The 21,309-nt window shown below is 76.9% G+C and carries 20 protein-coding genes; 11 read left to right on the forward strand and 9 right to left on the reverse strand.

What is annotated here, in order from left to right; genetic code table 11:
• From ACWF41_RS14245 to ACWF41_RS14270, 6 genes are read left to right on the forward strand one after another with little or no spacing between them, the layout of a single operon-like run.
• Positions 1–642, forward strand: coding sequence for an acetyltransferase (locus tag ACWF41_RS14245; protein ID WP_380318549.1), 642 nt, complete (start codon positions 1–3; stop codon positions 640–642).
• Positions 639–1,742 carry a DegT/DnrJ/EryC1/StrS family aminotransferase gene (locus ACWF41_RS14250; RefSeq protein ID WP_380318546.1) on the forward strand — a complete coding sequence of 368 codons (1,104 nt, stop codon included), beginning with the start codon at positions 639–641 and terminating at the stop codon, positions 1,740–1,742. Before ACWF41_RS14245 ends, ACWF41_RS14250 begins: the two co-directional genes overlap by 4 nt.
• Positions 1,739–2,995, forward strand: coding sequence for a glycosyltransferase family 4 protein (locus ACWF41_RS14255; RefSeq protein WP_452182739.1), 1,257 nt, complete (start codon positions 1,739–1,741; stop codon positions 2,993–2,995). Before ACWF41_RS14250 ends, ACWF41_RS14255 begins: the two co-directional genes overlap by 4 nt.
• Positions 2,992–4,500 carry an oligosaccharide flippase family protein gene (locus ACWF41_RS14260; RefSeq protein ID WP_380318540.1) on the forward strand — a complete coding sequence of 503 codons (1,509 nt, stop codon included), beginning with the start codon at positions 2,992–2,994 and terminating at the stop codon, positions 4,498–4,500. Before ACWF41_RS14255 ends, ACWF41_RS14260 begins: the two co-directional genes overlap by 4 nt.
• Positions 4,497–5,888 (forward strand): glycosyltransferase family 4 protein, encoded by a 1,392-nt coding sequence (locus ACWF41_RS14265; RefSeq protein WP_380318537.1) that lies wholly within the window; start codon positions 4,497–4,499, stop codon positions 5,886–5,888. Before ACWF41_RS14260 ends, ACWF41_RS14265 begins: the two co-directional genes overlap by 4 nt.
• Positions 5,885–6,814, forward strand: coding sequence for a glycosyltransferase (locus ACWF41_RS14270; RefSeq protein WP_380318534.1), 930 nt, complete (start codon positions 5,885–5,887; stop codon positions 6,812–6,814). Before ACWF41_RS14265 ends, ACWF41_RS14270 begins: the two co-directional genes overlap by 4 nt.
• Here ACWF41_RS14270 and ACWF41_RS14275 read toward each other — a convergent pair.
• From ACWF41_RS14275 to ACWF41_RS14285, 3 genes are read right to left on the reverse strand one after another with little or no spacing between them, the layout of a single operon-like run.
• The gene (locus ACWF41_RS14275; RefSeq protein ID WP_380318531.1) at positions 6,807–7,922 is read right to left on the reverse strand and encodes a glycosyltransferase; all 1,116 of its coding nucleotides are present in this window, start codon (positions 7,920–7,922) and stop codon (positions 6,807–6,809) included. The two genes, ACWF41_RS14270 and ACWF41_RS14275, sit on opposite strands and share 8 nt — an antisense overlap.
• Positions 7,919–8,773: a PIG-L deacetylase family protein gene (locus ACWF41_RS14280; RefSeq protein ID WP_380318528.1), complete on the reverse strand. Its 855-nt coding sequence runs from the start codon at positions 8,771–8,773 to the stop codon at positions 7,919–7,921. Before ACWF41_RS14280 ends, ACWF41_RS14275 begins: the two co-directional genes overlap by 4 nt.
• Positions 8,770–10,116, reverse strand: a complete 1,347-nt coding sequence (locus ACWF41_RS14285; RefSeq protein WP_380318525.1) for a glycosyltransferase family 4 protein — start codon at positions 10,114–10,116, stop codon at positions 8,770–8,772. The genes ACWF41_RS14280 and ACWF41_RS14285 overlap by 4 nt, the downstream gene beginning before the upstream one ends.
• 135 nt (positions 10,117–10,251) lie before the next feature.
• On the opposite strand from ACWF41_RS14285, the gene ACWF41_RS14290 reads away from it, so the two are divergent.
• Entirely contained in the window at positions 10,252–11,283 is a 1,032-nt protein-coding gene (locus ACWF41_RS14290; RefSeq protein ID WP_380318522.1) for a hypothetical protein, read from the forward strand.
• Here the strand turns inward: ACWF41_RS14290 and ACWF41_RS14295 are convergent.
• The 3 genes from ACWF41_RS14295 to ACWF41_RS14305 all read right to left on the reverse strand — a co-directional run bounded on the left by ACWF41_RS14295 (position 11,220) and on the right by ACWF41_RS14305 (position 14,433).
• Complete coding sequence (locus ACWF41_RS14295; protein WP_380318519.1) at positions 11,220–12,617, reverse strand: O-antigen ligase family protein; 1,398 nt, start codon at positions 12,615–12,617, stop codon at positions 11,220–11,222. The two genes, ACWF41_RS14290 and ACWF41_RS14295, sit on opposite strands and share 64 nt — an antisense overlap.
• On the reverse strand, positions 12,614–13,411 hold the full coding sequence (locus tag ACWF41_RS14300) for a YveK family protein (protein ID WP_380318516.1): 798 nt from the start codon (positions 13,409–13,411) through the stop codon (positions 12,614–12,616). The genes ACWF41_RS14295 and ACWF41_RS14300 overlap by 4 nt, the downstream gene beginning before the upstream one ends.
• 143 nt (positions 13,412–13,554) lie before the next feature.
• Entirely contained in the window at positions 13,555–14,433 is an 879-nt protein-coding gene (locus ACWF41_RS14305) for a glycosyltransferase (RefSeq protein WP_380318513.1), read from the reverse strand.
• A gap of 38 nt (positions 14,434–14,471) precedes the next feature.
• Between ACWF41_RS14305 and ACWF41_RS14310 the strand changes: the two genes are divergently transcribed.
• Entirely contained in the window at positions 14,472–15,197 is a 726-nt protein-coding gene (locus ACWF41_RS14310) for a hypothetical protein (RefSeq protein ID WP_380318510.1), read from the forward strand.
• 5 nt (positions 15,198–15,202) lie between these two features.
• On the opposite strand, the gene ACWF41_RS14315 is transcribed toward ACWF41_RS14310, so the two are convergent.
• Positions 15,203–16,180, reverse strand: coding sequence for a glycosyltransferase family 2 protein (locus tag ACWF41_RS14315; RefSeq protein ID WP_380318507.1), 978 nt, complete (start codon positions 16,178–16,180; stop codon positions 15,203–15,205).
• The gene (locus tag ACWF41_RS14320; protein ID WP_380318504.1) at positions 16,177–17,046 is read right to left on the reverse strand and encodes a glycosyltransferase; all 870 of its coding nucleotides are present in this window, start codon (positions 17,044–17,046) and stop codon (positions 16,177–16,179) included. Before ACWF41_RS14320 ends, ACWF41_RS14315 begins: the two co-directional genes overlap by 4 nt.
• Positions 17,047–17,297: 251 nt before the next feature.
• On the opposite strand from ACWF41_RS14320, the gene ACWF41_RS14325 reads away from it, so the two are divergent.
• Positions 17,298–17,924 carry an acyltransferase gene (locus ACWF41_RS14325; protein ID WP_380318501.1) on the forward strand — a complete coding sequence of 209 codons (627 nt, stop codon included), beginning with the start codon at positions 17,298–17,300 and terminating at the stop codon, positions 17,922–17,924.
• Positions 17,925–17,928: 4 nt separating this feature from the next.
• Here the strand turns inward: ACWF41_RS14325 and lhgO are convergent, their stop codons facing one another.
• Positions 17,929–19,389, reverse strand: coding sequence for an L-2-hydroxyglutarate oxidase (gene lhgO / locus ACWF41_RS14330; protein ID WP_452182744.1), 1,461 nt, complete (start codon positions 19,387–19,389; stop codon positions 17,929–17,931).
• Here lhgO and ACWF41_RS14335 point away from each other — a divergent pair.
• Positions 19,388–19,957 (forward strand): DUF4190 domain-containing protein, encoded by a 570-nt coding sequence (locus ACWF41_RS14335; RefSeq protein WP_380327018.1) that lies wholly within the window; start codon positions 19,388–19,390, stop codon positions 19,955–19,957. The two genes, lhgO and ACWF41_RS14335, sit on opposite strands and share 2 nt — an antisense overlap.
• A gap of 164 nt (positions 19,958–20,121) precedes the next feature.
• On the forward strand, positions 20,122–21,216 hold the full coding sequence (locus tag ACWF41_RS14340; RefSeq protein WP_380327021.1) for a DUF4190 domain-containing protein: 1,095 nt from the start codon (positions 20,122–20,124) through the stop codon (positions 21,214–21,216).
• The last annotated feature ends 93 nt before the right edge of the window (positions 21,217–21,309 follow it).

Genomic DNA, 21,309 nt, shown 5'->3' on the forward strand with positions numbered 1-21,309 from the left:
GTGGCCGCCGTCCTGCTGCTGGGCGCGAGCGGGCTCGCGCGCGAGGTGCTGCCCGTGCTGCGCGCCGCCGGCCGCGACGTGCTCGGCGTCCTCGACGACCGCTACGACGAGCGGCACCTCGACCTGCCCCGCGCCGTCTCCGGCGCGCCCGTCCTCGGCACCGTCGACGACGTCGGCCTGTTCCCCGAGGCGGAGGTGCTCGTGTGCGTCGGCCCGTCGGAGGGCCGCGCGGCCGTCGTCGCCCGGGCCGAGGACCTGGGCGTGAGCCGGTGGGCCACCGTGCTCGACCCCACCGTGCGCAACCCGGCCGGCTGCCCCGTCGGGGAGGGGTCCGTCCTGCTCGCCGGCGTGACGATCACCGCCGACGCGGAGGTCGGCGCCCACGTGGTCGCGATGCCGGGCGTCACCATCACGCACGACTGCCGCGTCGACGAGTTCGCCACGCTCGCGGCGGGCGTCGCGCTGGGCGGCGGCGTCCACGTGGGCCGCGGCGCCTACCTGGGCATGAACGCGACCGTGCGGCCCGGCGCGGAGGTCGGTGCCGGCGCCACGGTCGGCATGGGCGCCGTCGTCCTCGCCGACGTCCCCCCGCACGAGACGTGGGCGGGCGTGCCCGCCCGCCGCCTGGAGGTGTCCGCATGAAGGTCCCGTTCCTCGACCTGGCCGCCCAGTCCGCGGAGATCGCGGACGACGTGCTCCCCGTCTGGCGCGAGCAGCTCGCCGCCGCGGCGTTCGTCGGCGGGCCGCAGGTCGCCGCCTTCGAGGAGGAGTACGCGACGTTCGTCGGCGCCCGGCACTGCGTGGGCGTCGGCAACGGCACCGACGCCGTCGAGCTGGCGCTGCGCGCCGTCGGCGTCTGCGCCGGGGACGAGGTGATCCTCCCCGTGAACACGTTCGTCGCCACCGCCGAGGCCGTCTCCCGGATCCGGGCCGTGCCCGTCCTGGTCGACGTCGACCCCGACCACCTGCTCGTCGACCCCGACGCCGTCGCCGCGGCCGTCACGTCGCGCACCCGCGCCGTCGTGCCCGTCCACCTGTACGGGCAGACCGCGCCCGTGGAGGCACTGCGCCCCCTCGCGGCCCGGCACGACCTCGCGATCGTCGAGGACGCCGCCCAGGCGCAGGGCGCGTCCTCGCCCGAGGGCCGGGCCGGCGCGCTCGGCGACGTCGCCGCCACCAGCTTCTACCCGGGCAAGAACCTCGGCGCCGCCGGCGACGCCGGCGCCGTCACCACCGACGACCCGCAGCTCGCCGCCACCGTCCGCAGCATCGCCGCGCACGGCAGCACCGTGCGGTACGTGCACGACCGGGTGGGCTTCAACTCCCGGCTCGACGCCCTGCAGGCCGTCGTGCTGCGCGCCAAGCTGCGCCGCCTCGACGCGTGGAACAAGGCGCGCCGCGTCGCCGCCGAGCGCTACGCCCGGCTGCTCGCCGACGTGCCCGGCGTGCGCGTGCCCGCCGTCCGGGCGGGCTACGAGGACGTGTGGCACCTGTACGTCGTGCAGGTCGACGACCGCGACCGCGTCCTCGCCGACCTCCAGGACGCCGGCATCGGCGCGGCGCTGCACTACCCGACGCCGCTGCACCTCACCGACGCGTACGCCCACCTCGGCCACCGCGCCGGGCAGTTCCCCGTCGCCGAGCGCGCCGCCGGACGCATCCTGTCGCTGCCGATGTTCCCGCACCTCACCGAGGCGCAGCAGGAGGCCGTCGTCGCGGCCCTGAGCCGAGCCGTCCGGTGAGCACCGCCGGCACCGCGAGCATCCCGCGCGCCGGGCGGCGGTCCGCCGCCCCCGCCGGGACGCTCCGGATCGTCGTGGGACTGGCCGGGCTCGCCCTGGGCGGCTGCCAGATCAACGCCGTGGACCTCGCGCGCACGCTGCGCGCCCGCGGGCACGACGTGCAGGTCGTCGCGTTCCGGGACGACGACGTCGCGGTGTCGGTGCTGCCCTACGCGCGGGCGCACGACGTCGACGTCGAGGTGCTGGAGCCCGGCCGCGGGCTCCGGGGCGACGCCCGGGCGCTCGCCCGCGCCGCCGCCCGCCACCGGGCCGACGTGGTGCACGTGTTCGCCCCCTGGTTGGGCCGGGTGCTCGCGGTGTCGTCGGTGGGCTGGGGGGCCCGAGCCGGCGTGGAGACCAACTGGTACATGGAGAACCACTTCTGGGGCTCGCCCCGCGTGCCGCTGGTGGTGGGGACCGGGGAGATGCGGCAGGAGGCCGCGCGCCGGCTCGCCGCACCGGTGCACCTCATGGAGCCGCCCGTCGACCTCGACACCGACCGCCCGGACCCGGCGCGGGGAGCCGCGTTCCGGGCGGAGCACGGGGTGACGGACGACCAGACGCTCGTGGTCATGGTGACGCGGCTGGACCAGGAGATGAAGGCGGAGGGGGTGCGGCAGGCGGTCGCGGCCGTCGCCGCGCTCGACGACCCGGGCGTGCGCCTCGTCGTCGTGGGCGACGGGGACGCCTACGACGACGTCGCGGCCGAGGCCGCGCGCGTCGACGAGCGCCTCGGCCGCCGCGCCGTCACGCTGCCCGGCGCCCTGGTCGACCCGCACCCCGCCTACGCGGCGGCCGACGTCGTGCTGGGCATGGGCGGGTCCGCGATCCGGGCGCTGGCCCACGGCACGGCGCTCGTCGTGGTCGGCGAGCAGGGGTACGCGCGCACCTACGAGCCGTCGAGCGTGGCCGAGTTCGAGCGCCAGGGCTTCTACGGGACGGGCGGGGCGGCCGACCCCGTACGGGCGCTCGCCGCGCTCGTCGACGAGCTCCACCGCGACCCCGGCCGCCGCGCCGCGCTCGGGGAGCTCGGCCTGCGCACGGCACGCGAGCGGTACGGACTGCAGGCCGCGGCGACGACGCTCGAGCAGGTGTACCGCGAGGCGCTCGCGACCCGCCCCTCGGGGGCGCTGCGGCTGGCCGACGCCGCGACCGTGCTCGGCAGGGCCGCCCTCGGCAGGGGCGCCCGGCGGTGGCGCGGGAGCGGGCGATGACCACCGCCGGGCGGCCCGCGCCGGACGAGACCGCCCTCACCGGCAAGGTGCGGCGGGCGAGCTTCTGGCTCGGCGGCAACTCGATCATGATGCGGCTGTCGAACATCGCCGTCATGGCGGTGGCCGCGCGGATCGTCGCCCCCGACGAGTTCGGGCTCTTCACCCTCGCCGTCACCGCCCATGCGATGGTCGTGACGTTCGCGGAGCTCGGCGTGGCCTCCGCGATCGCGCGCCACGACCTCGACGAGCGGGCCGTCGCCCCCACCGGGGTCACGATCTCCGTCGGGGTCAACGTGCTGCTCGGCGGGCTCCTCGCGTACTTCGCAATGCCCGTCGCGACGCTCCTCGGCTCCGCGGACGCCGCACCCGCGCTCCGGGTGCTGTCCGTCTCCGTGGCGATGTCCGGCCTGTTCGTCGTGCCGGCCGCCCAGCTGCAGCGCGACTTCCGCCAGGACGTCGTGTTCCGCTCGAACCTGGTCGGCACCCTCGTCGGCGCCGGCACCCTCGTGTGGCTGGCGCTGGTGGGCGACGGCGCGCTCGCGTTCGCGTGGTCCCGCGTGGGCGGGCAGCTGGTCACCGGGACCCTCATGGTCGTGGCGCTGACCACGCGGTACGGACCGGGCTGGGACCGCGGCTCCGTGCGGCTGCTGCTGCGCTTCGGGGTGCCCCTCGCGCTCGCGAACCTGCTGAGCCAGGTCGTGGTGAACATCGACTACGTCTTCGTGGGGCGCACGCTCGAGCTGCGGGACGTCGGCCTCTACACGCTCGCGTTCAACGTCTCGTCCTGGGCGTCGTCGGTGATCGCGTCGGTGCTCAACGGCGTCGTCCTGCCCGCGTTCTCCACCGTGCGGCGCGAGGGCGGGGACACCGGGGCGGCGCTGGCGTCCGCGGTCCGCGCGGTCACCCTGGTCTCGTTCCCCATCGCGGCGATGACGGCCGCCCTCGCGACTCCGCTGGTCATCACCCTCTACGGGGCCCGCTGGTCCGACGCCGCGCCCGTGATCACCGTCCTCGCGGTCTTCGGCGCGGCGAACGCTCTCGGCCAGCTCGTCGCCAACGTGCTCATCGCCTGCGGCCGCACCGTCGTCATCCTGGTGGTCCAGGTCTGCGCGCTCGTCGTCCTGGTCCCGGCGCTGCTCGCCGGCATCCACCAGGCCGGCCTCCTGGGGGCCGGTACCGCGCACGTCGTGACGATCCTGCTCGTCACCCTGCCCGTCTACCTCGTGGTCCTGCGCCGCGCGCTCGGCCCGGTACTGCGCCGCGCGGCGCGCGCGGGCGCGTGGCCGCTGCTGTCCGCCGTCGCGGCCGGGGTCCTCGCCCACCTCGTGGCCGCGCCGATCCCCGTGCCCTGGCTGGCCCTGCTCGCCGGGGGCGCCTGCGGCGGCCTGGCGTACCTCGCGCTCGCGGGGCGCCAGCTCGTCGCGCTCCTCCCGCCCGGGGCGCGCGGACGCATCCCCGCCGCGTGGCGGCCGGCGCCCGCTCCCGAGCCGGAGGTGGCCCGGTGAGCGCGGCGCGCGGCACCGTGCTGCGGCTGGAGCGGGCGGCGTCCCGGGTCCTGTCGCGGCGGGCCCGCGCCCTGCTGCGACCGCTGCGGCGTCGCCCGCCCGGCGTCGAGCTCGACGGGTGGGACGGGCCCCTCGTCGCGGGGCGGACGACCGCCCCGTTCCCGGCGCCGCCGCCCGTCCCGGCACCCGTCCTGGCACCCGTCCCGGCCGCCGCACCGGCCCCCGGCACCTCCGGGGAGCGGCGGCGGTGCCTGCTGGTCACGCACTCCCTCGAGACGGGCGGCGTCGACGAGGTCGTGTCCCACCTGGCGCGCTCGCTGCCCGCGCACGGGTTCGACGTCGCGGTGCTGGTGGCCTCCGACGACGAGCCGCAGGGGATCGGGCAGCTCGGCCGGCGGCTCCTGGACGACGGCGTCGAGGTGGTCGACGCGGCCGGCGCCGACGGCGCCCGGTGGATCGAGGGCTGGCGCCCCGACGTCGTCTACCTCCACGGGGACGTGCGGTGGCCCGTGCGGGTCGCGCGCCGGCTCGGCGTGCCCGCCGTCCTGGCCCTGCACGGCATGCACGACCTGTTCGCGCTCGACGGCGGCGCCGTCCTGGAGCGGTCGCGCGACCTCGCCGCCGTCGTCGCCGTCAGCGAGCTGGTCCGCGAGGAGTACCTGGCGAAGTCGGGCGGGCTCGACGCGGCCGCCGTGCACGTCATCCCGAACGGCGTCCACCCGGACAAGGTCTCCGCGGTCGGCCACGACGCCTGCCGGGCCAGCCTCGGCCTCGAGGACGAGACGCTCTTCGTGTCCCTGGCCCGGCACAACATGCAGAAGAACACGTACGCGCTGGTGGAGGCCTTCGAGGACGTCGCGCGGGCGCTGCCCCGCGCCCACCTGCTCGTCTGCGGCCGCGCCGACGAGGCCGTCTACTCGCGGCAGGTCGTGGCGCGCCGGGACCGGTCGCCCGCCGCGGACCGGATCCACCTGCGCGACAACCTGTGGCGCGTGGACGCCGTGCTCGCCGCGGCCGACGTCTTCGTCCTCGACTCGTACTTCGAGGGCTGGGCCCTGTCCTCGATGGAGGCGCTCGCGGCCGGCACCCCCGTGGTGCTGAGCGACGTCGGCGGGGCGCGGGAGCAGGTCGGCGGCCCCGTCGCCAACGGCGTCGTCGTGGGGCACCCGCTGGGCCGGCCGGTCGGGCTGACGTGGGACGAGATGGAGTACGCACGGTTCCGGCGGCAGCCCAACCGCGAGGAGGTCGTCGACGCGATGGTCGCGGTCGCCCGCGGGGACTACGCCGCGTCGCGGGCCGAGATCGCCGCCGACGCGGCCCGGCGCTTCAGCCCGGCGCGGTCCGTGCGCGCCCACGCGGACCTGCTGCGGAGGGTGGTGGCCGGATGACGGTCGAGGTGCTGCTGGCCACGTACAACAGCGAGCGCTACCTGGGGCCGCTGCTCGAGTCCCTCGCGGCGCAGACGTACCGCGACTTCCGGCTCGTCGTGAGCGACGACGTCTCCACCGACCGCACGCTGGAGCTGGTCGACGCGTGGGCCGGGCGGTTCGCGCACCCCCCGCGGGTGCTGCGCAGGTCCGTGCCGAGCGGGGGCGCGGCGGCGAACTTCGCCGCGCTGCTGGCGGGCTCCCGCGCGGACCACGTGCTCCTCGCCGACCACGACGACGTGTGGCTGCCCGACAAGGTCGAGGCCGGCCTGGCACGGGTGCGCGCGCTCGAGCGGGAGCACGGCGCCGACGTCCCGGTGCTGGTGCACGGGGACCTCGAGGTGATCGACGGCGACGGGCGGCCCGTCGCGCCGTCGTTCTGGGCCTTCAAGTCGATCCGGCCGGAGTACGGGTCCCGGCTGCGCACCGCGCTGATGCACCCCACGGTCACCGGCTGCACCGCCGTGCTCAACCGGAGCCTCGTGGAGCGGGTCGGGAGAATCCCGCCCGCGGCGGTCATGCACGACTGGTGGATCGGGCTGGTCGCGGCCGCGTTCGGCGTCGTCGACCACGACCCGGAGCCCCGCATCCGCTACCGGATCCACGGGGGCAACGTCTCGGCGCCGAAGCGGTCGAGCCTCGTCGGCGCCCTGCGTCGCCTGCCCGCCCCCGCGGACGTGCGGCGCTGGGTCGGGCTGCGCGTGGACCAGGGGGAGCTGTTCCTGGAGACCTACCGCGACGACCTGCCCGCCGCGAGCCGTCGCGCGCTCGAGGAGCTCGTGTCGGTGCGCCGGACGGGGCCCGTCGCGCGGCGCCGCACCATCGTCCGCGGCGGGTTCGTGTCGCCGGACCTGTGGCGCACCGCCGCCACGCTCGCCTTCATCTGAGCCGGTCCGCGGCCGTCGGGCCGGCCGCGCCCGCCCCGTCGTCGATCGCGGCGGGTGCGAGGCCGAGGGACCGGAAGAACGCGACGAGGTCGCCCCGCAGTCCTGCCTCGTCGTAGCGGGCGAGGAGCGCGGCGGACGCGTCCAGGCCGCGTCGCGTCAGGGCGTCCGGGTCGGCCTCGAACGCGGCGACCGCCTCCTCCACGGCGCGCGCGTAGTCGAGCAGCGCGCCGTCCGGCACGGGGGCGCTGTACCGGGGGTCGAAGAACTCGCGGGCACCCTGGCCGGTGTAGCCGACCACGAAGCAGCCGCACGCCATCGCCTCCGCGGGCTGCAGCCCGAAGCCCTCCCGCTCGTTCATGCTGAGGAAGATCGGGCAGGAGCGCATCGTGTCGGCGACCTCGGCCTCCGACATCCCCACGATCGGCACCAGCTCCCAGCCCGCCAGCCGGCCCCGGGCCTCCAGCACGCACCGCAGGTGGTGGCTCTCGTCGGCCCGCCGGTTGGCGGCGTACGCGATCCGCCGCCCGCGGGGTGCGCCGTCCCCGGGGTGGAACACGTCCCGGTCGAGGGTCGGGCGCACCAGGTGCACGGGCACGCCGGCGAACGTGAACCGCAGCAGGTCGAGACTGTCCTCGGAGACCGTGAGCACCGCGCTCACCGGGGGACCGACGAGGGCGGCGGCGGCCGCCACGTCGACGGCGTCGAACGTGTGGTAGACGCCCTGGTTGAGCACGACGACGGTGGGACCCGCGGGGAGGCGGTCCAGCGTCCCGCCGTAGTACTCGGGCACGACGAGGACGTCGTCGGGCGTGACCGTGACGTCGGGCGCCCCCGCGACCGCCGTGTCGTTGGCGAACCAGCCGGCCCGGTAGCCCCGGCGGCAGTGCACGACCGTCGCGTCGAACCCGGCGGCGCGCAGCAGGTCCACGTGCTGGTAGAACACGCGCACGCCGCCGCGCGGCATCGGCGGGTCGGGGGAGAGGTAGAAGATCCGGCGGCGGCCGTCCGCGCGGCCCAGCCGCACCTGCGGCGGCGTCCGACGCCGGTCGTCCCGGGCGCGGCGGGCGGCGTTCACGGCGCGCAGGGCGGCGCGCCGGGCCGCGCTCATCGCCGCACCACCGCGGGGGCGGCGCCTGCGGGCCGGGCCGCGCCGGGGGACGGGGCGCGGAAGAAGACCTCCCGGTCGCCGAGCGCCGCCGCCAGGACGTCGGGCGGCAGCACCGCCCAGGGCGCGTCGTCGGGCACCTCGGCGGGCCGGCGCAGCTGGCTCGCGTGCGCGTCCAGGGCGAACCGCTTCGCGTCGCGGTGGGCGCCCGTGCGAACCGCGACCGCGCGCCGTCCCACGACCGTCCGGGCGGCGTCGAGCACCGAGCCGGCCCGGCGTCCGGCCGTCAACGGCCAGGCCCCCCAGAGCCACACGGGGTACTCCAGCACCTCCGGCCCCGGCGCCGACGAGCGCGCGGCGCCCAGCGCCGCCTGGTGCGCGGCCCGGCGTGCCGCCCGGCCCACCGCGGCGTGGTCGGGGTGCGGCTCCCCGGCGGCCGTCGTGTAGAGCTCCGCGGGGCGCAGCTCGTCGAGCAGCGCGGCCAGCGCGTCGACCAGCGCGTCCTCGTGCGCCGCGACCGTGCCGTCCTCCAGGCCCACGCGGCGGACGGCGTCCGCGCCCAGGCCGAGGCGCCGCGCCGCCTCCGCCATCTCCAGCGACCGCCGGCGGGCGAGCTCCGCCGGCGGCAGCACGGGGCTCGCGTGGGAGTGCCGTCCGTCGGTCACCACCACGACGGTCACCCGGGCGCCCGCGGCCACCTTGCGCAGGATCGTCGCGCCGACGCCCAGCGTCTCGTCGTCGGGGTGCGGTGCGAGGACGACGGCGTCGCGGGCCGCGACCGCCGCCGTGACGTCCCGCGCGGTGCGCGTGATCACCCCGCGGGCGGCCCGCCGCACCGCGCCCGCGGCCGTCACGACGCCACGCGGGGCTCGGCGGGCACGGCAGGCAAGGTCCGCGGCGCCCGGGCGCGCAGGTGCGCCTCCAGGTCGGCGCCCGCCACGTACGGCCGGCCCCACTCGTCGTGCACGGCGAGACGCGCGGCGGCGGGCGGCGCCGACGGCGGGCGGCCCAGCAGGCCGTCGAACACCCCCACGTACGTCGTGGCCTGAGGCCGCCAGTCGAGCCGGTCGACGACGCGCTCGCGGCCGGCGAGCGCGAGCGTCACGCGGCGGTCGTCGTCGTCCAGCAGGGACTCCACGGCGTCGGCCAGGCACGACGGGTCGCACACCGGCGCCACCACGCCGGTGCCGCCCATCGTGCGGCGCGTCTCCTTGAGGTCGAACGAGACCGGCACCACCCCGTAGGCCATGTACTCCATGGTCTTGTTCATCGTGCACAGGTCGTTGAGGGGCGAGCGGGGGTCGGGCACGAGGCCGACGACGGAGCGGGAGAGGTGCTCCCCGATCTCCCGCGACCCGACCTTGCCCGTGAACGTCACCACGTCGCCCAGCCCGAGCCGCGTGGCCTGCGCCCGCAGGTCGGTCAGGCAGTCGCCGAAGCCCATCAGCACCGCCCGCACGTCGGTGCGGCCGCGGCGGTGGACGAGGTCGTGCAGGGCGTCCAGCGCCACGTCCACGCCGTCCTGGGGACCCATGATGCCGAGGTAGGCCAGGGTGCGGACGCCGGGGGCGGGGTCGACGGCGACGGGCCGCATCCGTGCCGTGTCGGGCGCGCTGCGCACGATGGCCGTGCGCTCCGGGTCCACGCCGCCGCGGCTCAGCGCGATCTCCCGGTACGACTCGTTGGTGGAGATCACCCGGTCGGCGGTGCGGAACGTCATGCGCTCCAGCCACAGCAGCGCGCGGTGCTGGGCGCGCCGGGCGGGGGTGGTGGGCTCGCCGAACCGGGTGCGGAACAGCTCCGGGTTCAGGTCGTGGTGGTCGAACACGAACCGCACCCCCCGCAGCCGCCACAGGCGGGCCAGGAGCCAGTACGTGTCCGGCGGGTTGCAGGCCTGGATGACGTCGAACCCGCGCTCGCGCCGCACCACCAGCGACAGCAGCGCCGTGCGCAGCCAGCACCAGGCGAACTCCAGCAGGTACCCGAGCGCGCCGGACGCCTGCGGGGCGGGCCGGTACGCGTACACCGCGACGCCGTCGACGTCGGCCCGCGGGGGGTCGCCCTCGCCGCGGGGGCAGATGACGCTGACCTCGTAGCCGGCGTCCACGAGGGAGCGCGTCTCGAGGCGCACCCGCCGGTCCACCTGGAGCGGCAGGTTCTGGATGATGACGAGGACACGCGGTGCTCGACGGGTCATCCCGCCAGTCTTGGCGGGGCGGCCGCGCCCGGGAAGGTCGGGCGGGGGCGAAAAGGGCCGCCGGCCGGGCGAAATCCGGGCGGGGGCCGCCGGGAGGCGCCTCCGCCGTGCGACCGTCGAGGGGGAGGCGCAGCGATGGGACACGTCGAGCGGGGCGAGGGCGGGGCCGGGCGCGGCCGGTACGCGGCCGGGGGCGTCCTCGCGCTCGCGGTGGTGCTCGGCACGGTCGCGGCCGCGCCGCCCGCGCAGGCGCCGCCCCCTGCCGTCGAGGCCGACGAGGCGCCCCGGACCCCCGGCCCCGGGTGGACCGTCGACGCGACCAACGTCGGGCTCGCCCCGCTCGGGCTGGACTGCGCGAGCCTGCCCGAGTACACCGGCACCCAGCACCCCGCGCCGGGCACGGTGATCCGCGAGCAGCGGATCACCGGCGAGCTCGACCTGTCCGCGGGCTCGATCGTGGTGGAGCGCAGCTGCGTCCAGCCGACCCCGGGCGCCGTGCCGCGGGGCGAGCCGGCGCTGTCCACGGCGAGCTGGGGCACGCACCGCGCCACCCCGACCAAGGTCGTCGTCCGGGACAGCGAGTTCGACGGCTCGCTGCTCGACGGGCCCGCCGAGGCCGCGTACGTGGGCCCGTTCCAGGGCATCGCGGACCTGCAGCGCAACTACGTGCACGGCTTCGGCAGCGGGCTGTCGCTGTTCGGCACCGGGGACCACCTCGACGCGCTCGTCGAGCACAACTACGTCACCGACCTGGTGGCGTACGGCGACCCGGGCACGGACGGCAACCACTCGAGCGCCTTCACGGTGCGCGACTTCGACGGCCGGCCCGACCGCCGGCTGATCGTCCGCGACAACCGCTTCGACGAGGACACGGCGAACGCCACGGGGGCGTTGTTCGTGCAGCCGTACGCGGGGGAGATCCGGAACCTCCTCGTCGAGCGGAACCTGCTGGAGGGGGAGGGCTTCCAGCTCATCCTGCAGGAGTACGAGGGCCGGTCGTACACCGGCCTGCGGGCCGTCGACAACCGGATGACCGACACGGGCGAGGGCGCCACCTACGCGTCGAGCGGCCCGGGGTGGGAGCAGTGGGTGGACAACGCCGCCTACGACCCGGACGCCCCCGACGGCCGCGGGATCCCCGTGCCGGAGCCCGAGCCCTGGGAGTGACCGGCGCCGTCCGCCGCGAGGGCGTGCGCGGCCTCGGGCGCGCGCCTCGGCACGACGTTCCCCGCGGCGCCGCAGCAGCCCACGACCAGGAAGAACGTCGAGACGGACATCGTGAACGAGATCGCGTCGAAGAACGCCATGAGGAGCATGACCGCGCTGACCGACGCGACCAGCGCCCGGGACTGGCTGCGCAGGGCGGTGTCGGTCGCCCGGTGGCTCGCCCGCAGCGCCACGACGACGGCGGTCGCCGCGAGGCCGATGACGGCGAGGACGCCGACGATGCCGATCTCGATCAGGAGGAGCAGGTAGGCGTTGTCGAGGATCCGGTAGGACGGGAGGAAGGTGCCGAGGCCGCGGCCGAAGGGCTGGAACCGCGAGGCGAGGTCGAACGCGATGCCCCAGTTGTCGACCCGTGACTCGGTGCTGGAGTCCCCGCCGGTGAACATGTAGCGCAACGTGCTGAGCATGCCCGGCACGAGCACCTGGACCGCGGCCAGCAGCAGCACGCCGGCGACCGCGAGCCGGACCTGGACCCGGCGCGGCCACGACGGCGCGAGCACGAGGATCCCCGCGGCGGTGCCGAGGATCGCGGACCGGGAGACCGCCAGCAGCGACGCGAGGATCATGGCCGCGCTCGGGTACCAGCGCCGCAGCCGGGAGCCGGGGCGCGAGTACAGCGCCGCGTTCAGGGCGAGGGGGATGGCCGCGGCCAGCACCGTCGCGTACTCCAGCGGGTGGGCGGCCATCGCGCTCGCCCGGACGAACCCGCCGCGGTCGCCCAGGTCGACGGCGTCCGCGGTGACGCCGGGGATCGGGAGGCCCGCGAGGAGCGGCTGGCCGGTGACGAACTGCGCCAGCCCGAGCGTGGCCATCAGGCCGCCGGCGATCACGATGCGGTGCACCAGGGCCAGGAAGCGTTCGGGGGTGCGCACGCAGTCCGTGGCCAGCAGGGCGGGTCCCGTCCAGGACAGGAAGCGCAGCATCGTCGAGTCGGCCACGCTCTGCTCGAGCACGGGGATCCCGCGCATCCCCGCGAGGGCGTAGCTGATCAGGACGGCCAGGGCGAGCACGATGAGGGCGACACGCACCGGCTGCGCGGGCCGCGGCGCGGGGCGGTGGCGGGAGATCTGCTCCCACACCCACCAGCCGAGGCACGCGAGGCCGACCAGGTTCGACGGCCGCCCGAGCGAGCCGAGCCCGTCGATGGAGCCGGCGGACGGGAAGGCGTACAGGCTGACCATGTACACGGTCAGCAGACTCACGGCGTCGAAGCCGCGCACCGACCACCCGCGGGCCGCCGCGGGCGGGCGCGCCCCACCGGCGGCGGTCGTCATGTGGGGTCGACCGACCTGCGCGTCCGCCGGTCCGCCGCCGGGCGGTGGTGGGTGGGGCTCGGCCGCGCGCGCCGGCGCGAGGCGGGCCGCCGGGGCGCGCTGTCGGGGATGCCGGCACCGGTGCGGACCGGGTCCCCGGCGAGGCTCTCGGCGAGCTCGTCCGACAGGCCGGGCTCCGCGAGCCCGCCACGTCGCCGCGCCCGGGCGAGGAGGCGCCCGTCCACGAACGCGGTCACCAGGAGGGTGACGAGCATGACGACGCCCGCGCCGGCGACCATGGCCTTGAGCTGTGCGCCGCGCTCCGTCGTGGGCTGCGCGGCGGTGGTGAGCTGCAGCATCGACGTGCGCGCGCCGCGCGGCGTGTCGACCTCGTCCTGCATGCGCCCGAGCTCCGCGTCGAGCGACGCGTTCGCGTCGGCGATCACGGCCGGCAGCGCGGCGGGGTCCGGCCCCGTGGCCTGCACGGTCAGCACCGGGCCGCTCGTGCCGACGTCGGCCGAGACGGCGAGGGTGGTGCCCGGGTACGGCTCCAGCAGCTGCGCCTGCACCTCGGGCGACATGACGGCGTACGTGAGGAGGTCGCGCTGCTGCGTGAGCCCCCCGAGGAAGAGGAACGGGTTGCTGCCCTCGAGGATCGTGGACTTCCCCGGGATGAGCACCGAGCTCGTCTGCATCGCGTACGTGACGGGCACCTGGGTGGTCGCCCCGTACGCCACCGCCGCGGCCGCCACGATCCCGCACAGGACCAGGTACCACCGTCGGCGGAGGATCATCAGGATGTCGTGAAGCTGCACGGTGCGTCCTTCGGTCCCGGCCGGCGCGGGCGGCCCGGGGGTGGGGCGCCCGGACCGGGACGTGTCATCGAGAGAGAGCGGTTCGGGGGTCGGTCGTGACGCGGGTCCGGGCACCTGCACGGGCTCCGCGCGCCATGTCCACGTCATCCGCCCTCCCGGGGTCGTACGACGCCTCGCCGCAGGGCGTTCACCCGGTCGACGGCCTCGCGCCCGCCGACGGCGAGCACGCCGCGCTTGACCAGAGAGCGGCCGTGGTCGCGGGCCGCCCGAGCCGGCGCCGCGACGAGCCGGTCGGCGACCACGCGGCGGCGAGCGACGGCGGCCGTCCCGTCGAGGCCGGCGACGAACCTCGCGCGGTAGGGCCGCGGGTCGACGAGCGTGCCGCGGACCCGGTTGCTGACGTTCGCCCCGTGGATCACCTGCAGCCACGCGGCGTCGCCGCCGAGGCGGACCGCCGGCATCTGCAGCTCGAGGCGGTTGTGCCAGTCCACCCAGCAGGTCACGGCGCCTGCGAACGGCTCCGCCACCGAGGCGAAGGCGTTCGACGGGTCGCGCCAGGCGTAGACGCGCTCGCCGCGCCGCACCAGGCCGTTCTCCAGGTACAGGGCGGCGCGGCCCGTCGTCGCCGCGCCGCCGGCGCGCAGCCGTGCGACGAAGTCGTCGGACACGGCGTCGTCGTTGTCGAGGTTCGTGGTGACGAGCCGGTCGGGCTCGTGCCCGAGCACGCCCACCACGTCGCGCAGCAGGTCGACGCGGTGCACCGCCTCCCGGCGGACAGGGTGGAACCTCCCCGGGCTCACGTCGTCGAGCCAGTCGAAGAACCACGCGGGGCTCTGCGGGTCGACGTACACGATCCACGCGAACGCGGGGTCGGTCTGGGCGGCGACGCTCGGCAGGCAGTAGCGCTCGAACAGCGCGGTCCGGTCGCGCAGCCACCCGGATTTCGCCCGGACGACTTTCTCGGCGCCCGCCGACGGCAGGTTGAACCGTGTGAGAATGACGTGGCTCAGGGTCTCGTTCACGGGGCCTCCGACGGGTGACTCACAGCGGTAGGTCGGCGATGACGTTCGAGGGGCTGCTCCGGGTGCTGCGGCACCGCTGGTACGTGGTCGTGCTGGGCCTGCTCCTCACGGCGGTCGCCGTCCTCGTGGCGGTCCGGCCGCAGCCCCTGTACTGGACCGAGGGCGACGTCGTGCTCGTCGCGCCGGGGGGGTCGCTGCAGCAGGCGCCCGACAGCTACTGGCGCGGCAACCTCATCGCGTTCGCGGGCGTGCTCGACCGGGAGCTGAACGGTGCCGCCCCGCCGCCCCGGATGAACTCCGCGCCCATCTACGGCACCGGGGTGCGCGACGGGTCCTCCGTGCGGCTGCGCAACTACGGCAACCAGTGGACGACGATGTTCGCGCAGCCGAACCTGACGGTCGAGGTCGTGGGCCCCGACGAGGCCGGCGTCGCGCGGCGGTACGACGAGGTCGTGGCGCAGGTGTCCGAGACGGCGCGCGCGCTGCAGCTCACGCAGGGCACGCGGACGCAGGACCTGATGACCGTGCAGCCGCTGCTGGGCGACCCGCCCGTCGCGTACGTCGGCTCCACCCGGGGCGGCAAGGCGCGGGCCCTGCTGGCGATCGGTCTCGTCGGGTCGTTCGTGAGCGTGTCGGGCGCGGTGCTCCTGGACGAGCGTGCGCGCCGCCGCCGGCTGCGCCGCGCCGCGGCCCTCACCCCCGCCCTCGACGGCGACCCGGTCGCGGGTCCCGACCCGCGGGCCCCTCTCGTCCCGACGGCCTGAGCCGGTCATCGCACCGGCTCCTGCGCGGGGTCCTGCTCCGGTTCCGCGGGCGCGGCGCGGAGGGACGCGGGGAAGCCGTCCCACCACTCGGCACGACGCCGCCAGGTGGCGGCCCACTTGCGCCCCCGCCCGGTGACGGCCGACCCGGCGGCCCGCAGGGCGACGCCCGACCGCAGCAGCGCGACGACCACCGGGGCGGCGACGGGGCCGAAGTGGGTGCGCGCGTAGAGCACCTTGCCCGCGAGGACGAGCGGGGTGCTGCCGCCGTCGGCGTCGGACGACGACTCCCCGCCGGCGTGCACGATCTCGGCGTCGGGCGTGATGACGGGCCGCAGGCCCAGGCCGCGCGCCCGCGCCGCGAGGTCGGCGTCCTCGCCGTAGACGAAGAACCGCTCGTCGAGCCCGCCGAGGCGCTCCCAGGTGCTGCGCTCGAGCACGAGCAGGCACCCCGTGACCATCCCGACCTCGCGCACGGTGTCGCGCGGCCACCGTCCGAGCGACTCCGGGTCGAAGAGCCGGGTGCGGCGGAAGAGGGTGGACGCCCCCGTGGCGAAGCACAGGGTGCTCCACACGGTCGGCAGGCCCCAGCAGGACAACGGCCCCGGGCTGCCGTCGGCCTGGACGGTGCGCCCGCCGTACAGCCCGTGGCCGGGGTGGGTCCGCGCGAACTCGAGCAGGCGGCGCAGCGCCCCGGGGCGGGACTCCGTGTCGGGGTTGAGCAGCAGCACCCACGGTGCCGTCGACCGGCGCACGCCCTGGTTGACCGCGGCGGCGAACCCGACGTTGACAGCGTTGCGCTCGAGCAGCACCCCGGGGTACCGGGCCGCGACGCGGTCGGCGCTGCCGTCCGTGGACGCGTTGTCCACGACGACGACCTCGTGCGCGACGCCGTCGAACGCGGCAGGGAGGGTGCTCAGGCAGCGCTCGACCCAGTCCGCGCTCTGGTACGTCACGACGACGACGCTCACCTCGGGGACGTTCACGCGGGCCGCCCTCCGCGCAGCGCGGGCGCGGGCGCCCGGGAGGTGTCGTCCCGGTTCCACCCGCCGACGCTCCCCGCGCGCAGCAGGCGGCGGGCCCGCAGCACGGCGGCCGCGTTCACGGCGGCGTAGACCGCGCCGGCGGCGACGAGCCGGGGCTCGGCCCGCACCACCTGGCGCCAGGAGGGTGCCGGGGGCCGCAGCGTGCTTCCCCGGGCGGCGAGCTGCCGGTTGCCGACCACGATCCGCACGCGGCGGCGGTACAGCGCCCGGAGCGTGCGCGGCGGGCGCACGCGGAACGTGGCCCCGGGCGGGTTGACGCGCTCGTGCTCGGCGAACAGGGAGTACACGAAGCCGTCGTCGGCGACCACCGGGGGGAACGTGCCGAACCGGGCCCTGCCGGCGGCGGACAGCCCGTAGACGCCCGAGCCGAGCACGTGGTGGCGGGCGTAGCCGAGGCGGGAGAAGACCGCGAAGTACGCCCGGGACGCGACGCCGCAGCCGCGGGTGTCGAAGGTCGGCACGGGCGCGGCGGACGGCGCCCCCGCGCGGAGCGCCGCGACCACGGCACGCAGGGCGTCCAGCGTGATGCCGACGTCGGCGTCGAGGTAGACCCGCGGCAGCACGGTCGCGGTGGCGTCGCCCGCGCGCAGCGCCGCGATCTTCGAGGCCTCGGCGACCTCCACCACGGTGACGCCGGGGAAGGTCGCGGCGACGCGGGCGGTGTCGTCCGTGCAGCCGTTGCACACGACGACGGTCTCGAGCTCGCCGGGGTCCGCGCGCGCGAGCTCGCGCAGCAGGTCGCCGAGGACGGCCGACTCGTCGTGCGCGGGGATCACCAGGCTCGCGCGGGGTGCGGGTCCGGCCATGGTGTCCCCCCTGCTCCCGGGCCGCGCACGCCGCGCGGCCACCGCGTTCGCAGAGTAGCCACGGCGGGGTGTCGCACAGGGGGTCCGGAGCCGATTTCATCCCCTGCCGTCGCGGCGCGGGAACGCGCTGACCTGGGACGACGTCGTCGGCGGGTGCGGGATTCACCCGGTCGACGTGTTCCGTCCGGGCGCACCGGCGTCGACAGTGGAGCGGAGGCCGGCGACCAGCCGCCGGCGGGACGGAGGACGCGGTGACGAGCACCCGGACGCCCCTCGGCACGGCGGGCCCGACGATCGCGGCGTCCGCCGACGTCGACGAGCGCGCGACGATCGGCGAGGGCAGCACCGTGTGGCACCTGGCGCAGGTGCGCGAGGACGCCGTCGTCGGCCCCGGCTGCACGATCGGGCGGGGCGCGTACGTGGGTCCGGGGGTGCGCGTGGGCGCGCGCTGCAAGCTGCAGAACTACGCGCTGGTCTACGAGCCGGCGGTGCTGGAGGACGGCGTGTTCGTCGGCCCGGCGGCCGTGCTGACCAACGACCTCTACCCGCGCGCCGTGAACCCGGACGGCTCCGCCAAGACCGGCGACGACTGGGAGGCCGTCGGCGTCACGCTCCGCGAGGGCGCGGCGGTGGGGGCGCGGGCCGTGTGCGTCGCGCCGGTGACGGTCGGCCGGTGGGCCACGGTCGCCGCGGGGTCGGTCGTGACGCGGGACGTGCCCGACTTCGCGCTCGTGGCGGGCTCGCCCGCGAGGCGCGTGCGCTGGGTGGGCCGGGCGGGCGTCCCGCTCGAGGCCGACGGCGACGGGCGGTGGCGCTGCCCCGCCACCGGGGAGACGTACACCGAGGCCGACGGCGGGCTCGCGCCGGACGCCCCCTGACGTCTCAGCGGCTCGCCGTCATCGTGCGGTCCAGCTCGGCCTCGACGTGCCGCGCGATCTCCAGCGACGCGGTGGCGGCGGGCGACGGCGCGTTGATGACGTGCACCTGCCGCGGCGCGGTGCGCACCAGGAAGTCGTCGACGAGGGAGCCGTCGCGGCCCACGGCCTGGGCGCGGACGCCGGCGGGGGCGGGGTGCAGGTCGTCGGCGGTGGTGCCGGGCAGCAGCCGCGCCACGGACGCGGCGAACAGGGTGCGCGACATCGAGCGGGCCACCTCCGCGGCGCCGGGCGCGAGGTTGCGCCCGGCCAGCCGCCACAGCCCGGGCCAGGAGGCGGCGTCCGCGACGTCGCGCCAGGCGACGTCGCGGCGCCGGTAGCCCTCGCGCGCGAGGGCGAGGACGGCGTTGGGGCCGGCGTGCACGTCGCCGTGCACGCCGCGCGTGAGGTGCACGCCGAGGAAGGGGAAGCGCGAGTCGGGCACGGGGTAGACGAGGCCGCGCACGCGGTCGGCGGCGCCGTCGGCGAGGTCGAAGTACTCGCCGCGGAACGGCACGATGCGCGCGCCGGGGTCGACGCCGCACGCCAGGGCGAGGCGGTCGGCGTGCAGGCCGCCGCACACGACGAGGGCGTCGGCGACGTGCTCGTGCCGGTGGCGGGTGCGGACGGCGTCGACCTCGGCCCGCACCTGCGTGCCCACCACGGTGGCGCCGTGCAGGGCGCGGCCGAGCAGCACGGTGCCGCCCGCCGCGCGCACCTGGCCCGCGAGGACGGCGCAGACCTCGCGGTAGTCGACGACGCCGGTCGTCTCCACGCGCAGGGCGCCGACGCAGGCGATGTCGGGCTCGTGCTCGCGGGCCTCGACGGGGTCGAGCTCCCGGACGGGGACCCCGTTGGCGGCGCCGCGCTCGGCGAGGGCGCGCAGCCGGTCACGCTCGCCGGCGTCGGTGGCGACGACGAGCTTGCCGGTCGTGGCCACGGGGACGCCGTGCTCGGCGGCGAAGCGCGTCATGGAAGCGGCGCCGGCGACGCCGAGCCGGGCCTTGAGGCTGCCGGGCGCGTAGTAGAGGCCGGAGTGGACGACGCCGGAGTTGCGGCCGGTCTGGTGGCAGGCGAGCTCGTGCTCCTTCTCGAGCACGGTGACCTCGTCGCCGCGGCGGGCGAGGCGTGCCGCCGTCGCGAGCCCGATGATCCCGCCCCCGACGACGATGACGCGCACGTGCCCTCCCCGGTCCGGCGGACGGTGGCGGGCCAAGTCCCTGGCTCGGCCCGCCGGGTCCCAGCATGGCAGCCCGAGCGGCGCGTGAGGAGCGCCGACGGGGTGAACGCTGGGGTGAACGCCGGGGTGAACGACGGGCACGACCTGCCGCGACGTCCGGCGGAGGGACCCTCCCCTCCGGCATAGTGGGAGGAGCAGGACGCGGCCGGGGGCGCCCGTCGCGCGGCGTCGACGAGGAGGAACGGTCATGAGCCAGGACGACGGCAACCAGCCGGACCCGTACGCACCCCGGCCGGACCAGGCGGCCGACCCGGGCGCGACGCCGCGGCCCGACCCGTACCAGCAGCCGCCCGGCTACCCCCAGCCGGACGCCGGCCAGCAGCCGGGGGCGGGGGAGCAGCCGGGCGGGATGCCCGCGTACGGCGACCCGTCGCAGCAGTACGCGCAGCAGCCGTACGGCCAGGAGCCGCCGGGGCAGCAGCCGCCCGGGTACCCGCAGCAGCCGTACGCCCAGCCGTACGGGCAGCAGCCGTACGCGCCGTCGGCGGGCACGGACGGCTGGTCGATCGCGGCGCTGGTCACCGGCATCCTCGGCCTGGCGATCGTGCCGGTGGTGCTGGGCATCATCAGCCTCTCGCGCATCTCGCGCACGGGGCAGCAGGGCAAGGGGATGGCGATCGCCGGCATCGTGCTGGGCGCGGTCGGGATCGTCGCGTGGATCGTGTTCATCGTCTTCGCGGCCGTGTTCGTCTCGCAGTTCGACCCGGAGGACTTCCAGACGACGTTCGACTCGTCGGCGCTGCTGCTGGGGCGGTAGCCCTTAGGCGGTTGCGAAGGTCCTGCGTGGAGACCCGTCGGGGCTGCCGCCGGGGGTCGTCGGGTGGGTAGCATCGCGGGTCGGACGGCGCCCGGCGCGACGACGCACGACGGAGCGGGCACCGCCGTCCGGCACCGGCCGCCGCCGCACCGACCAGGAGGACCATGAGCCACCCGCGCGGGTACGACGCCCACGACACCCCGCCCACCCGTGCGATCCCGCCGCGCGAGGACGGCACCCAGGTCGTGCCGGCCGCGCCGCCCCCGCCGGACGGCGCCGGGACCCAGGTCCTCCCGCCGCAGGGCGCGGACCGGACGCAGGTCTTCGCGGCGCAGGGCCCTGACGCGACGCAGGCGCTGCCGCCGCAGGGCGCGGACCGGACGCAGGTCTTCGCGGCGCAGGGCGCCGACGCGACGCAGGCCCTGGCCCCGCAGGGTGGGGACCGGACGGAGGTGTTCGCGGCGCAGCCGGTCGAGCGGACGCAGGTGTTCGCCCCGCAGACGGCGGGCACGACCCCGCTGCCGGCGCCGCCGTTGCGGACAGCGTCGTCCCGGCCGGTGGGCTCGCTCCGGGCGCCCGTCGCCGCCCCGCAGGCGGCGGCCCCCGCTCCGGCACCTGCACCCGCTCCGGCACCTGCACCGGCTCCGGCGCAGCGCCCGGCGCCGTCGGCCGCGCCGCCGTCGCCGTGGGCCGCGGCCCCCGCTCCGGCCGCTCCCACCCCCGCGCCCGCGGGCCGGGCGCCGCAGCGCCGTGGCACGGAGCCGTCGGCCGTGGGGGCGCTGGTCACCGGGATCCTCGGGTTCGTGGTGCCGCTGCTGGGTGTCGTCGCGATCGTGCTGGGCGGCGTGGGCCTGGACCGCACGCGCCGACGCGGCACGGGCGGCCGCGGCATGGCGGCCACGGGCCTGACGTTCGGGTCGATCCAGGTGGTGTTCACGGCGATCGTCGTGATCGCGGGCGTGATGCTGTGGAACACCTACGGCGACGACGTCGAGCAGGCGCTGGCGCAGGCCGAGGACCTCACGCAGACCGACCTGTCCGTGCCGGACCTGCTGCTGGGCGGCCTGTCGAGCGGCATGTCCTTCGACGACCTCCGGGACCTCGCCGGCACCCTCGGCGACGCCGACCGCCTGCAGGAGCTGGGCGGCCAGTGCCAGGCGGGCGACCCCACCTCGTGCGAGGACCTGCTGGGCAGCCTCCCGGACGGCATCCGCGACCAGCTCCCCGCGGACCTGAGCGGCCGGCTCCCGGCGAACTGACCCACCCTTCGCACCGTCCCCTCTCTCGCCGAACAGGCGGTTGTGGGGGGGTTGGGGGGGGCAGGGGGGGGGGAAACGGCGCTCTTACGCTTC

The organism is Isoptericola sp. NPDC055063, assembly GCF_053608125.1.

Excerpts from the sequence above, each read along its gene's own strand:
- ACWF41_RS14250 (WP_380318546.1), top strand. The coding sequence starts at position 639 with ATGAAGGTCCCGTTCCTCGACCTGGCCGCCCAGTCCGCGGAGATCGCG.
- lhgO (WP_452182744.1), bottom strand. The coding sequence starts at position 19,389 with ATGACCGTTCCTCCTCGTCGACGCCGCGCGACGGGCGCCCCCGGCCGC.
- ACWF41_RS14260 (WP_380318540.1), top strand. The coding sequence starts at position 2,992 with ATGACCACCGCCGGGCGGCCCGCGCCGGACGAGACCGCCCTCACCGGC.
- ACWF41_RS14290 (WP_380318522.1), top strand. The coding sequence starts at position 10,252 with ATGGGACACGTCGAGCGGGGCGAGGGCGGGGCCGGGCGCGGCCGGTAC.
- ACWF41_RS14270 (WP_380318534.1), top strand. The coding sequence starts at position 5,885 with ATGACGGTCGAGGTGCTGCTGGCCACGTACAACAGCGAGCGCTACCTG.
- ACWF41_RS14295 (WP_380318519.1), bottom strand. The coding sequence starts at position 12,617 with ATGACGACCGCCGCCGGTGGGGCGCGCCCGCCCGCGGCGGCCCGCGGG.
- ACWF41_RS14335 (WP_380327018.1), top strand. The coding sequence starts at position 19,388 with ATGAGCCAGGACGACGGCAACCAGCCGGACCCGTACGCACCCCGGCCG.
- ACWF41_RS14275 (WP_380318531.1), bottom strand. The coding sequence starts at position 7,922 with ATGAGCGCGGCCCGGCGCGCCGCCCTGCGCGCCGTGAACGCCGCCCGC.
- ACWF41_RS14285 (WP_380318525.1), bottom strand. The coding sequence starts at position 10,116 with ATGACCCGTCGAGCACCGCGTGTCCTCGTCATCATCCAGAACCTGCCG.
- ACWF41_RS14340 (WP_380327021.1), top strand. The coding sequence starts at position 20,122 with ATGAGCCACCCGCGCGGGTACGACGCCCACGACACCCCGCCCACCCGT.
- ACWF41_RS14310 (WP_380318510.1), top strand. The coding sequence starts at position 14,472 with ATGACGTTCGAGGGGCTGCTCCGGGTGCTGCGGCACCGCTGGTACGTG.
- ACWF41_RS14320 (WP_380318504.1), bottom strand. The coding sequence starts at position 17,046 with ATGGCCGGACCCGCACCCCGCGCGAGCCTGGTGATCCCCGCGCACGAC.